Genomic DNA, 13,474 nt, shown 5'->3' with positions numbered 1-13,474 from the left:
ATGATCAAACACGGCGCCACCACGATCTGGGAGCTGTGGAACGGCAACACGGCCGATCCCCTCATGAACTCCGGCAACCATGTCATGTTGCTCGGGGACTTTCTGCCGTGGATCTTCTGCGATGTCGCCGGTATCCGCGAAGGCCTGCCGGGTTTCGAGCGCATCGTTCTGCGCCCGCATTTCGTTTTCGACAGCGTGGAATGCTCGCACCGTTCGCCCCGCGGACGCATCGCCAGTTCATGGACGAAGAACGGGGACGGCACCATCCGCTGGACGGTGGAAATCCCGCCGGGCACTCCGGCGTGTGCGGAGCTTCCCGCCTCGGCCGTCGTGGTTTCCCAAGAAACCGGGGCAACCGTTGCCGGCGCGGAAACTTTCCAGTCGCCGGAGGGCGACTTGGTCCGCATCACCCTGCCTCCGGGATCCTCCGCCTTCGAAATCCGCACAAAAGCCCGAAATCCGAATCCTTGAAGCAATATGAATTTTCGACCCGCTATTGTCCTTGTCCCCATTCTCCTCGCCTCCACCTGCCTCGCGGCCGATCCGGATCCGGCGGTGGTGGCCGATCTCCGGAGCTGCTGGCAAATTTCCTCCCGTCCGCTGGTCAACTTGGGTCAGGACGTTTCACCGGAGGCTCTGCTCTGTTTCCGGAAGACCTTCGATCTGCCGGAGCTTGCACAAATGAAAGAGGCATGGGCGGTCTTTGCGGCGGATGACGCTGCGACGTTGTTTCTCAACGGAACCGAAATCGGCAGCGCCCAACAGGGGACCAACCCGGATTTCACGGCCAAGTATGGAACGTTCGCAATTCCACTGGAGCTGCTGAAAGAGAAAGACAATGTGCTCGCCGTTCGTTTGACCAACAGCCCGCAGACTCCTGCCGGGATCATCGGGAAAATCACCTTCGTGCCCGAGCAGGGCGAGCCGCGGTTTCTTCCGATGGACACGACATGGAAGTGGGTCGAGGGCGAGCCCGCGGAGGGCTGGATGGAAGCCGGTTTCGACGATGCGGCCTGGTCGCCGGCGGTCGCCGTGCAACCGAACTCCCAAACGATCGGGCTCGTCGGCTATGCACCACCGGTTCCGGAAAAGGATTTCCCGGAATTCATCGTCCCCGGACAGGAGAAGTGGATGACCTTGATGCGTGATTTCTACAACAGGCATCTCAACTGGTTTTTCACCTGCGGAACTCTCTGGGATCCCTGGATCCCGCGCACGGTGGCATGGCCGGCTTTGGCGGATGACGTCCAGGGACGCCCGCAATTCCAAGCCGCGCGCCAATACCTCTCCCTGCGCGAACTCACGCCGGAGGGCTACATCTCCACCCACCAACATTACGGTCTCGGCCATCCGAAGGGCTGGCCGTTTCCGATGTGGTCGCAGTCAGCCGGAAAGGGCTGGCATTTCTCGCTGGCCTTTGTGCCTTACCGCGATCCGTTCGGCATTTTTCTCACGACGTCGGTGGACGACTGGACGCTCGAGGACTGCACAACGGTTTCCCTCGGCGAACCGGAGGGATGGGTGCTGGAAACCGGGAGCGGGCCCGCCACCATCACCTCCCCGAAAATTGACGTGGCCAAGCGCTCGGCGACCTATGTGCGCATGGAGTGGCTGGCGCCGCAGCTCTCGCCCCAAGCCCAACCCTATCTGGAATGGACAACCGATGGAGAACCGGAGTTCTCGCCGCAGCGGCGCGTCTATTTTTCCCCGCCCGCCCGCGACGCGCGGATTCCCGTGGTGAGCATGATCAAGCTTCCCGAACACATCGACCTCGAGACGCGCATCACGCGGCTGCGCATCGGCTTCGGCAACTCGGCGCCCGGACGTATCACGATCAAGGCGATCATGACCTCCGTCGAAACGCGCCACAACATCAACAATCCTTCCTACATCCTCGGCGTCGCCGATTACACGGCATGGAGCGGCGACCTGAACCTCCTGCGCGAGAGCATGCCGAAAATGCGCGCCGCGCTGGCCTACTTCCTCAAAAAATACCGCGTCCGCGAGGAGAAGATGGTGGTCACTCCCGACATCGGCAAAGACGGCCGGAGCGGGTTCGCCTTCACTCCGGACGGCACCAAGGTCGTCACGCCGGGGCGCGGCATCGGCAACAACTACTTCGACATCCTGCCGTTCGGCGGGCGCGACGCCAACGCGACCTACCTTGCCTATGCCGCCATCCTGCGCATGGCCGATTTGGAGGAACAAATCGCGGCGCATCCCGAGTGGAATATCGACCGGGGAGCCCTCGCTTTCGACCCGGACGATCTGCGCAAGCTCGCCGCCGAGGTGAAGACAACCGCCGCTCCTTTCTTCTTCAACGATGCAACCGGCCGCTTCGTCGGGGCGGAGGACCTCGTGGACAAAAAGCGCTACGATTACGGCTTCGTCTTCATCAACAACGAGGCCATCTACTATGACTTCGCCCAGCCCGATCAGGCCGTGAAAATTCGCGACTGGCTCGATGGCAAACGCGTCGTCGAGGGAGACACGTCGCAGGGGGCGGACATCTACAAATACCGCTTCGGCCCGCGCATGACCACGCGCCGCAATCTGGAGTGGTATATTTTTCCGTGGTTCAACCCGGAGAACATCCCGTGGGGCGGGCAGGTGCAGGACGGCGGATCCGTGCTCGGCTTTTCCTATCACGACCTCATGGCCATCCTGAAAGTCCGCGGTCCGGCTGCCGCATGGCAGCGCCTGCGCGAGATACTGCAGTGGTATGAGGACACGCAAAAAGCCGGCGGCTACGTGGCCTACTACAGCGGCAAAAAAGAAAACGAGGAGGGCTCGATGCAGGGCGGCGGGATCGGTTCCGGCGGACTCGGCATCATGCGGGAATTCCAGGAAAGCCTCCTCCTGCCGCAAGTCATGATCGACGGTTTCCTCGGTCTTCGTCCGCGCATGGACGGCCTGGCCATCCGGCCCTCGCTGCCGAAAGATTGGCCGTCGCTCACCATCACCCGGATCGGCTTCCAAGGGGGTGTCTATTCCATCACTGCCAAGTCCGATGGCAGCATCAGCGTCGAATGCACCGCGGGAGAGCTTGCCAAGCCGGCCCTCCTCTTCCCGCCGGATGGCACCTGGCAAGACGCGGCGGGCAATACCTTCTCACCCCGGGCCGCCGCGGAGGGGATCCCCCTGCCGGCAAAACCCGGCGAGTCCCTGACTCTCACGCCTTGGCGACAAGCGCAGTGATTCGATCCTCACCTTGAAAGCCATGCGGTCATCGACCTGTCCGCGGATCATTTCCCGGCGGCAAGGATTGTCTGGACTTGGAGTTTTTGATCGCTTTGCTATGTCGCAGCCGAAATGAAAACTTCCCCGCCATCAAAACTTCCAGTGGCCCTCGTCACCGGCTCATCCAGCGGAATCGGTGCCGCGCTGGCCGAGCGGCTTGCCGCCGAAGGCTATCTGGCCTTGATCAATGCGCGCTCCGAGAACGAAGGAGCCAGGCGCACGCTGGAAAAAATCCGCGCGGCGGGTCATCAGGCGGAATACGCGATCGCGGATTTGTCGAAGGTTTCCGAGATCCAAAGGATGTTCGCAGAAATCCGCGCGAACCACGGAAGGATCGATGTGCTGGTGAACAACGCGGGGATCTGCCCGTTCCACGAGTGGGACGAGGTAACCGAAAGCGTGTGGGACCTCACGCACAGCACGAATTTGAAGGCGGGGTTCTTTTGCACGCAGGAAGCCGCCAAGCTCATGATCGAAAACAAGACCCCGGGCCGGATCATGGTGATCAGTTCGATCTCCGCGATCAAAGGCGGCACGGTGCAGACGCATTATTGCCCGACGAAGGGCGGCCAGATTTCGATGATGAACGCATTTGCCGTCTGCCTGGGAAAATACGGGATCACTTGCAACTCGATCCTGCCCGGCACCATTGAAACGCCGATCAACGCCGAGTATCTGGCCACCGGCAACAACCGGGCGAACCTCGAGATCCAGACGTGCGTCGGCTACATCGGTCTGCCGGAAGACGTCGCCGGATTGGTCGCCTTTCTGGCCAAGCCCGAGGCGCGCTACATAACGGGGGGATCGTTCCTCGTGGATGGCGGCGAGTTGATCAAACACCTTTGATCCTCGTGCAATACACGATCCAACTTTTCAAAACCGGCGCGGTGGATGTGCCGGCACCCGAGGTTTACTGGATGTGCCGTTTCGGCGAATGGACCCGGCTGCAATTTTTGATGGCGGTGATCCGCGGCGGGGGCAAAACCATCGTGCTCAACACCGGATTCCCCGCGGATATCGGGCCACTGGCCAAGGCATGGAGGGATTTCCTGGGCGAACGGGCGGTGCTGGAGCGCCCCCCGGAATGGACGCCGCAAATCGCCCTGCCCGCGGCCGGTATCGATCCCGCCTCGGTGGACCACGTCCTGCTCTCCCCGATCCAGCTTTATGCCACGGGCAACCTGCGCATGTTCCCGAACGCGAAGTTCTGTGTTTCGCGCAAGGGGTGGATCGAAGATATCCTCGCCCCGACCTACCACCACCATGTCCCGCGCCAGGGCTGCATCAGCGACGAGGATCTTTTCTGGCTGCTGGATTCCCGCGCGGACCGTCTCCTGCTCTTGGACGATGTGCAGGAATTGCTCCCCGGCCTGACCTGCCGCTGGATCGGCGTGCACCACCGTTCGTCGTTCACCACGGAGGTGGAAACGGCAAGCGGCCGTGTCATTCTGTCCGACTGCGCCTTCCACTACGCCAACGTCGAAGACAACATTCCGCTTGGCATCGCGGAAAGCATCATCGAGGCCGACGCCGCCTACCGCCACATCCGGCAAACCGCCGATGTTTTCATCCCGCTCTACGATCCGCTGGTCTGGGAAAGGCATCCCGAAGGACGCATCGCCTGACGCCTTTCCGCCATGAAAGTCACGGACATCAAAACGACCAATCTTGCGTTTTCGCGCACCCCGGAGACGCTGAAAAAGCATCTCTGCACGCCGACCTCCAAATTCCGCGACCCGCTTTCGTCCGGACAGAATTGGTTCGGGCCGGTCGCGCTCACCGTGGTGGAAGTTTTCACGGATGAAGGCATCACCGGCGTGGGCACGGCGGGCGGATTCACTTCCGTGCCGCTGGAAGTGGTGGAGACATACCTCAAGCCGGTCGTTCTCGGGGAATCGCCGTTCAACACCGAGTTGATGCAGGACAAGATGTTCCGCTCGACCGTGCGCTTCGGGCGGCGGGGGGCTGTCATGGCCGCGATCAGCGCCGTGGATCTCGCCTGCTGGGACATCATGGGCAAGGCGCTCGGCCAGCCGGTTTACAATCTGCTCGGGGGAAAAACCAAGGAGCGTGTGCGGGCCTATGCAAGCCGCTGCTACGCGATGGAGGATCTGGACGCCCTCGCGGAGGAGGCGAAGGGATACGTCGCGCAGGGCTTCACTGCGCTGAAGCAGCGCTTCGGATTCGGGCCGGAGGACGGCATCCGCGGGATGAAACGCAATGTGGAATTGATCAAAACCGTGCGCGAAGCGGTCGGCGACGAAATCGAACTTGCCGCCGACGCCTACATGGGTTGGGACTACGCCTACGCCATCGAGATGGAGCGCCGCCTGCGGGAATTCGGATTGTCCTGGATCGAGGAGCCGTTCATGCCGGACGACCTCCAAAGCTACGCGCGGTTCACAGCGGAGTCCCCCACCCGCATTTCCATGGGCGAGCACGAGACCTCGCTCTTCGGCTACAAACAGCTCATCGACTTGCAGGTGGCCGACATCCTCCAACCGGACTGCAACCGCGTCGGCGGCATCACGGCCATGAAAAAAATCTGCGCCCTCGCCGAGGCCGCGCACCTGCCCGTTTTCCCGCACTCGAACGAGGCGCACAACCTCCACATTATCGTCTCGCAAAGCAATTGCCCTTTGATCGAATACTTCCCGGACGTGGAACCCGACACCGGAAACGAACTTTTCTGGAAAGTCTTCGACGGGGAACCGCGTGCCGACGGCGGATACATCACGCCGAACGACGCACCCGGCCTGGGAATCACGCTCAATCGCGAGCGCATGGAACCTCTCCTCTGCAAATAAACTCCTATGTCCAAAGCCACCACCGAGTCCATCGCCCCCAACGCCGTCCCGCCACCCGAACTGCAAGACCTGATCACCCGCTTCGGCCGCCTCTACACGGGTGCCGTCAACGACGTTCTCGACGGCATGGGCGTGAGCGACCGCGTGCTGCCGCACGGCATCGTCGCGCTCCGCCATGGCATGCGCTTCGCCGGACGGGCCATGCCCACCCTCGGTGCCCCTTCGCTGGAGACAGACATGGACAAATTGCTCCTGCCGTGGATGGAAATGCTCCAAGCCATCCGGCCCGGTGACGTGCTTGTCACCCAACCCAACGACCACCAGAACGCGCACTTCGGCGAGCTTTCCAGCCACGCGGCGAAAATCGCCGGCTGCCAGGGCGTGGTCATCGACGGCGGATGCCGCGACATCGATTACATCCTGCACCAGAGCAAACTGCCGGTTTTTTGCCGCTACACAACCCCCAAGGACATCAAGGGCCGGTGGAAAATCATCGATCACCACGTCCCGATCAAGATCGGTGAAACCACCATCAACGTCGGCGATTTCATCCTCGCCGACCTCGACGGCGTCATCGCCATCCCGCAGGAAATCACGCTCGAGGTTCTGGAAAAAGCGGAAGAGACCGCTAACAAGGAAAACCTCACCCGCAAGATGATCCTCGCCGGGGCGCCTCCGCTCGACGCCTATCTCAAATACCGCGTGTTTTGAACCGCGGGGTCTTGCCGCAGTAAAAAGGGGTGGCCCATGCCCGGAGCAGGGTGTCGTGCAGTAGCCCGACCGCGGAGAAATATGCGTCCCGGTAAAACAACCGGTGAAGATGCCCCTCCATGGCCGAGGTGACACACCCGCGCGGATGCGAAAAATGACCGGGATCGGCCGCCCCGTTCCGGCATCCATCTCCACGCCGGATTTTTTTATCCGGGCGCGATACCGCGAAAGGCAAGAAAGCGCTTGCGAAACACTCCCGGGCTCATGCCTTTGATGCGCAGGAAGGCCCGGCAGAAACTTTCGATGTGCCCGAAGCCCGCATCCTGGGCCACGGCCTTCAACGGAAGATCGGATTCGAGCAGGCGGCGGGCGGCTGCGTCGATGCGCAACCTGAGCAGGAATTGGTAAGGACCGGTGCCGGCCTGCTCGAAGAACTTCGAGCGGAAGGCGCTGTAGCTCATTTGCAGGCGGGCGGCCGTCCCGCGCAGATCCGCGCGCTTCGGCGGCGAGGCAGTCCAATCCTCGATGAGCCTCGTAATGGCATCCGGGCGACGGGTTGTGGCGAGCGCCGCGCGATGAAGCAACCAGACCATGCGCTCGGCTTCGAGTTTGGTCTCGTCGAGAGGCAACTGTTTGGCCGGACCGAATGCCGAGACAATCCGGCGGTGGAGTTGCACGAGGCTTTCCGTCTCGGCCAAAGCGACCGGCTCCCCGGGGCGCGCCAGCCATCCCCACCGTCTCCAGTCCTTCACCCGCTGCCCGGAAAAACAAATCCACCGCTCGTCCCAAACCGTGCCGGGCGCGGGACCGTAATGGAAGCGCGGACCCGGCCAGATATAAAAGACCGACGGCGCAATCAGTTCACGACGCTCCCCGTCGCCCACTTGAAAAAATCCCCTGCCCCGCAAAACCAGCCCGAACCCTTCGAATCCGAACGCGGTATCCACCCGATTCGCCTTCCGCGGCATGTGCCCGACTGTCTCGATGAACAGGGTGTCCATCACCCCCGCAACGTCGGGCTCAAATGTCTTCGACGGGTGTTTCTCCTTTGGCATTTTCATCAATGAAATGGAATTCCGCGTCAATAGAACGGTGTTTTGCACCGTTCTGAAAATGGTATTTTCGTCAAAGTTTAATCTTATCTGCCAGTGAACAAACCCAAAAAAATCGTTTGGTTGGGGGGCGGCCAATGCCATCCCGTGGACGAGCAATCCAAGATGGTCTCTTCGTGGCTCGGGGAAAATTTCGCAATTTTCAATGTTCCGGGCGCGGCAGCGTTCGATGCCCTCGAGGGTGCGGATCTGCTCGTCATCGCAGGCCTGCATTACACGGGCATGAATGACGCATTCTGGAATCCGCCCATGGAATATGTCCCGCCTACGGAGGCCCAAAAACAGAAGTTCCGCGACTATCTGGCGCGGGGCGGCCGGCTGCTCGGGTTTCATGGCGGCGTGGCCAGCTTCGGTGACTGGCCGGAATTCGGTGAACTTTGCGGTGTGAGGTGGGATTGGAAAGTGACCACCCACGGACCAATCGGCGCGACCAAGTCAATCGTGGCGGCGACCGGACACCCTGCGGTGGCCGGGTTTGCCGAAGAGAAGGAATTCGTCACTCTGGACGATGAGACGTATTTGAATCTCCAGATGACTCCCCGTTGGGCCTACGACCTGCACGCCTGGTCGCTCCACGGCGGCGTGCGGTTCCCGATGCTTGTGACCGCGGACCGCGGGCCCGCCAAAGGCTCGGGACGCATGGCCTACATCATGATCGGTCACAGCGTCGCTGCCATGGAGACTCCGGAGGTCCGGAAAATATGGCAGTCCACCATCGACTGGCTTCTCGCTTGATCCGCCAACCGACCCATCTTATGAAAACTTACCGTTCGGCAATCATCGGCGTCGGCGTTCCGGTGGGCGGAGGCGTCAAGGGCGGAGGCCACCAGATCGGATACATGCACGCACGCATGTATCAAAACCATCCGCGCGCGGAAATCGTGTGCGCGGCGGACATCAATCCGGTGAACCTCGCGGCCTTCGAAAAAACATTCGCGCCGGTCGCCGGTTATTCCGACTACCGCGAGATGCTGGAAAAGGAGCGGCCGGAAATCGTGTCGATCTGCACGTATGTCGGGTTGCACCGCGGGATGATCGAGGACTGCGCGCGGGCCGGAGTGAAGGGTATTTTCTGCGAGAAGCCGTTTCTCGCCTCGCCGGCCGATTTGGCCGCCGTGCTGGGCGTCGCGGAGGAAACCGGCGTGAAAATCATCGCCGCCCATATCCGCCGGTTCATGCCCATGTATCGCCGCGTGCGAGAAATCATCGCCTCGGGAGAAATCGGCAGCCTGCGCCTGATGTCCGCCGGAATCCAAGACTGGGACCTCAGCGAATGGGGCTCCCACTGGCTGGATATGTTCCGGTTCTGGAACGGTGACGCGCCCGCGCAATGGGTGCTCGGGCAAGCCCGCGTGCGCGACACACGCGGCTATGGACATGCCATGGAGGAGCACGCCGTGGCGTGGTTCGGCTTCGAAAACGGCGCGCGCGGCTTGGTGGACGGCGGCATGGGAATGGCTCCCGACAACTCGATGTGGCCGGCGGTGGAGGGCACGGACGGCTTTATCCGGATGGCCGGAGAGCAGGAAATCGTCGTCTGGGACCGGTCGGGCAGACGGACGGAGAAAGATCCGCAATCTCCCGAAGAACTTTACAACGGCGCATGGGGAGAGAGCCTCTCGTCCCTGGTCGAATGGATCGAAGGCGGGAGCGCCAGCCAGATCGGCCTGCCCAACATCCGCCACACCGCGGAATTGAATCTGGCGGCCTACTCTTCCGCCCTGCGCGGCGACCGCATCGACCTTCCGCTCACCGACTTCTCCGCCGCCGAGTGGCCGCTGGAGGAAATCGCCCGCCGCAACCCGGCAACCGCGAAACAAGCCGCCCCAGGATCATGAAAAAAGCGGCCTCTGCCGGATCGGTCACCGAGCACCGGCCAGCCGGACACGTGTCATAGCCGCGCCATCCTCACTTTTCTTCCAATCCCGCAAAACAAACACAAACCAACACAACCTCATGGCCCGATTCAAAATTTCCCTCAACATGGAGTTCTGCCGCAGCGCGGACAAATCCTTCGAAGGCGGCGCGAAAATTGCCGCGGAGCTCGGCTACAAATACATAGAACCGATGGTCCATACCGGCTGGGAACTTCTCAGCGAAGTGAATTATTTCCACTCTTTCTCGATGGAGGAGGACCCGCTCCTCATGAAAGAAATCTGCGATCGCCACGGACTCAAGGTCTCGAGCCTTTCCGCGCACTCGCCTCTCATGAAGCCCGAAGCCGCCGTGCCGCGCCTGACCCGCGCCGCCGTCCTCGCCACGTTTGTCGGCTGCGATTTCCTGAACTCCGACGAAATGGTCAAGCCGGATTGGATGGATGACGAGATGGCCCACGACACCATGCGCTACACCCTGACCAAGGCCGCACTGGTCGCCGCCCGCCACAAAAAATTCCTCTGCATCGAACCCCACGGCATCTACACGAAGACCTCGGACGGCCTCCTGAAAATCGTGCGGCTGGTGGACTCGCCATGGATCAAGGTGAATTGGGACACAGGCAACAGCTACCTCGCCGGCATCGAGGATCCTTACGAGGGACTCACCAAGGTCCGCGACTATGTCTATCACATCCACGCGAAAGACATTTCCATGGCCCAAAGCTCCGAGGAACGAGGCAAGGTCACCGGCACCCCGGTCGGCTGCGCCTGCGGCGAAGGAGAAGTGGATTGGAAACGCGTGGCCAAGATTATGGAACCGGTCGACCGTGAAATTTTCCTGAGTGTCGAATGCGGAAAAATCGATGAAGCCGCCCGCAGTCTCGCGTTCTTGAAATCGGAACTGGCAGCGCATTTGTCGCCTCAGTAGCTCCCGGCTTCATGAAAAACTTTTCCCCCGTGGACAGACGGCTGCGCGGTCTGTGCGCGGCACTGATGTTTTTTTCCGCAGCGCTTTCGCACGCGCAGGAGCCCGACCGTCCTTCGATGGCGGGCGCGACGTGGGTGTGGTATCCGGAAGGCGCACCGGACGTGGGCGCGCCGGCTGCAACGAGGTGGTTTCGGAAGACATTTGAAATTCCTGCTGACCGCAGTGTGGTGTCGGCCGTGTTGATGACCACCTGTGACGACTTCCACACCGCTTTTCTCAACGAACAAAAGGTCGCTTCCGCACAGGACTGGAAAGCACCAGCGCAAACGGATGTGAGCACACTCCTTGTATCCGGGAAGAATGTCCTGGCCATCGAGGGCGGGAACGGCACTCCGGGCCCGGCCGGCATGCTGGCCATGCTGCGCATCGAACTCGACAACGGGGACACTATTTCGATCCCCTCGGATGCCACCTGGGTGGCGGCGAACGAGGAGGATGATGAATGGTTGACGCCGGACGGGGGAACCGACGCGATTTGGAAACCCGCGATGGCTTTGGCAGATGCCGGTTCGAGCCCGTGGGGTTCGCAGCCTTGGATGAATTTGCCCGCAGACGATGTCATCCCCGCGGAATTTGTCCGTATTGAAGTTCCGGGCTTCGAAAAGGAACTGGACCTCTGGCGCGATCTCTACTGGCTCTACTATAAAACCGTGCCTGCGCGTGGCACTGCCACCATTTGGGATGCGCTGCTGCCGGTTGCGTCTCTGACACCGTCCATGCCGCAACGACTGCGTCACCTCAAGGAATCCTGGAAAAATACTTTTCTGAACCAACGCTACATGACCCGGGAAGGCTATGTTTCGCAGGATCAGCACACGAGCATCGCACACCCCTACGGCTGGCCGTTCCCGACGTGGGTAGTTTACCCGGACGGTCAATTCATCGCAGGCCGCACGACGGGATGGCATTTTTTCAACCGGGCACGCGGGGCGATTTATCCCTGGCTCTTTCCGGCGTTTGAAGCGCAGAGTCGCATTGCAGAACAAGCCATCCAAGGGTGGACGCTTGGCGACTTGGAATCGCTTGGCGGAGAACCCGACGGGCGATGGAACCTGAAAGTCACGGGACCCGCTCCCACCTTGACCGCGCCCGCTCACGGACTGCCGATCGAGGCGTTCTGCTCTCCGTTTCTCCAGGTTCGTCATCTTGCCCCCGAGGGCATGCCGGAATCCGCGCGCATTGTCGTTCGCTGGAGCACCGCGGAGTCGCCGGATTTTTCGACGGATCGCGAGGTGCGGATACCCGCCACGGGTCACAATCCATGGATCAAAGAAGGCGGCGATCAACTCTGCCTGGCACCCATGTATGAACACCCGGGCTGGAAAGGCACGATCACCGGATTGCAACTCGCATTCGAGGGATTCGCACCGGATACCGTTTTGCAACTCGACTCGATATTCACGACGTTCGACACGCGCACGCCCAGTTCCAACGGGGCATTCCTCATTGGCGTATGCGACTATTTTCGTCTCACCGGTGACTTGGAATTTTTGAAAACGAAACTTCCCGCTCTGCGGCGCGCCCTCCGCTACGCGCGGGAACATCTCGGCGCAGACAAACACGGGCTCATCAACCCCGAATGGGTCGGCCAGGACGCGCGCCCCGGGTATGCTCCCGACGCCAGCGGCACGCTCGTCCCGCAAATCGGTCACGGTGTCGGCATGGACATCATCCCTTACGGACACGATGATCTTTATTCGACGAACTTCTATTTCGGCGGGCTCATGGCCATGATCGAGCTCGAAGAAGCGATCGCCCGCAATCCGCAGTGGGGGCTTCCCGCACCGGAAAAAGGCCAGGACGCCGCTGCTCTGCGCGCGCATGCCGAACGGGTGAGGCAGGCGGTCCGCAAGGTGCTGTTCAATCCCGAAACCGGGCGCTTCGGCGGCTCACGCGATGACCTCGGCACCCTGCGCGATTACGGCCACAGTATGGTGAACTTGGACGCCGTCTATTATGGATTGGCGGATGCCGAGGCCGCACAGTCCATCATGGACTGGCTCGACGGGAAGCGGATCATCGAGGGGGACACCGCGAAGGGTGCCGATATTTATCATTGGGAATTTGCCCCGCGCTTCGGCACGCTGAGAAATTCCGATTGGTGGAGTTGGCTCTGGAAAGGGCATGAAACCCCCTACGACGCGCAATGCCAGGATGGCGGAACGTGGTTTTCGCTGAGCGCGCAGGATCTCGTCAATCGCGCGAAGATATTGGGCGGGGACAATGCATGGAAGCGCTTGAGCGGAATCCTGTCGTGGTATGCAAAAGTGAAAGAGGCCGGCGGATTCCGCGCCTATTACAACGAACCCTCGAAAGGCACCCTCCAAGGCGGAGGCACCGCCGGAGCGCTCGGACTGGATAATGAGTTCGTTGAAAACGTGCGGGCTCCCTATGCGGTGATCGAAGGCATCATCGGGTTTCGACCCACACCGGACGGCCTCGCCATCCTGCCCCGCCTTCCCAAAGATTGGCCTTCCGCCAAAGTCACCGGCCTCGCGTTCCGCGATCAAGTCCTCGACCTCGAACTCACCCGCGACACCATCTCTGTCAGTGCCCGGGGAGGCAGCCCGCAAACAGTCCGCTTGGAGTTGCCGGAGGAATTTGCAGGGCCATCCACCCCGGTGGTTCTTCAAGAGGGGAAACCGATGATTTTCAAGACCGGGCGAAATTGATGCATCTCCCGCGGCTGACGTGCACCCCGTGAATTGGTCCGGGTGACATGCGAGTTGGGCGGCAAAA

General features: G+C 61.2%; 11 protein-coding genes. 10 read left to right on the top strand and 1 reads right to left on the bottom strand.

The features are described 5' to 3' along the window. The 6 genes from FGM15_12515 to FGM15_12490 form a co-directional block, all read left to right on the top strand. Window positions 1–471 (top strand): alpha-rhamnosidase (locus tag FGM15_12515; GenBank protein MBU3666680.1); only part of this gene is annotated, 471 nt, incomplete at its 5' end. Between the two features lie 6 nt (window positions 472–477). Continuing rightward, the gene (locus tag FGM15_12510; GenBank protein ID MBU3666679.1) at window positions 478–3,198 is read left to right on the top strand and encodes a hypothetical protein; all 2,721 of its coding nucleotides are present in this window, start codon (window positions 478–480) and stop codon (window positions 3,196–3,198) included. A 114-nt stretch (window positions 3,199–3,312) separates the two neighbouring features. Then, window positions 3,313–4,086: an SDR family oxidoreductase gene (locus tag FGM15_12505; protein MBU3666678.1), complete on the top strand. Its 774-nt coding sequence runs from the start codon at window positions 3,313–3,315 to the stop codon at window positions 4,084–4,086. Window positions 4,087–4,091: 5 nt separating this feature from the next. Next, entirely contained in the window at window positions 4,092–4,865 is a 774-nt protein-coding gene (locus FGM15_12500; protein MBU3666677.1) for a hypothetical protein, read from the top strand. A 12-nt stretch (window positions 4,866–4,877) separates the two neighbouring features. Further along, window positions 4,878–6,047, top strand: a complete 1,170-nt coding sequence (locus FGM15_12495) for an L-rhamnonate dehydratase (protein MBU3666676.1) — start codon at window positions 4,878–4,880, stop codon at window positions 6,045–6,047. A 6-nt stretch (window positions 6,048–6,053) separates the two neighbouring features. Further along, window positions 6,054–6,758: an RraA family protein gene (locus tag FGM15_12490; GenBank protein MBU3666675.1), complete on the top strand. Its 705-nt coding sequence runs from the start codon at window positions 6,054–6,056 to the stop codon at window positions 6,756–6,758. A 206-nt stretch (window positions 6,759–6,964) separates the two neighbouring features. Here the strand turns inward: FGM15_12490 and FGM15_12485 are convergent, their stop codons facing one another. Next, window positions 6,965–7,954 (bottom strand): AraC family transcriptional regulator, encoded by a 990-nt coding sequence (locus tag FGM15_12485; protein MBU3666674.1) that lies wholly within the window; start codon window positions 7,952–7,954, stop codon window positions 6,965–6,967. Window positions 7,955–7,957: 3 nt separating this feature from the next. On the opposite strand from FGM15_12485, the gene FGM15_12480 reads away from it, so the two are divergent. The 4 genes from FGM15_12480 to FGM15_12465 all read left to right on the top strand — a co-directional run bounded on the left by FGM15_12480 (window position 7,958) and on the right by FGM15_12465 (window position 13,407). Further along, entirely contained in the window at window positions 7,958–8,605 is a 648-nt protein-coding gene (locus FGM15_12480; GenBank protein ID MBU3666673.1) for a ThuA domain-containing protein, read from the top strand. Then, on the top strand, window positions 8,572–9,708 hold the full coding sequence (locus tag FGM15_12475; GenBank protein ID MBU3666672.1) for a Gfo/Idh/MocA family oxidoreductase: 1,137 nt from the start codon (window positions 8,572–8,574) through the stop codon (window positions 9,706–9,708). The genes FGM15_12480 and FGM15_12475 overlap by 34 nt, the downstream gene beginning before the upstream one ends. A gap of 118 nt (window positions 9,709–9,826) precedes the next feature. After that, on the top strand, window positions 9,827–10,675 hold the full coding sequence (locus FGM15_12470) for a sugar phosphate isomerase/epimerase (GenBank protein MBU3666671.1): 849 nt from the start codon (window positions 9,827–9,829) through the stop codon (window positions 10,673–10,675). 11 nt (window positions 10,676–10,686) lie between these two features. Further along, entirely contained in the window at window positions 10,687–13,407 is a 2,721-nt protein-coding gene (locus FGM15_12465) for a hypothetical protein (protein MBU3666670.1), read from the top strand. Window positions 13,408–13,474 lie beyond the last annotated feature (67 nt).

It is taken from the genome of Chthoniobacterales bacterium (assembly GCA_018883245.1).
In the GTDB taxonomy this organism is placed as follows: domain Bacteria; phylum Verrucomicrobiota; class Verrucomicrobiia; order Chthoniobacterales; family JACTMZ01; genus JACTMZ01.
The sequence above is the reverse complement of the archived record's forward strand: the minus strand, read 5'-3'. Positions and strand labels throughout refer to the sequence as shown.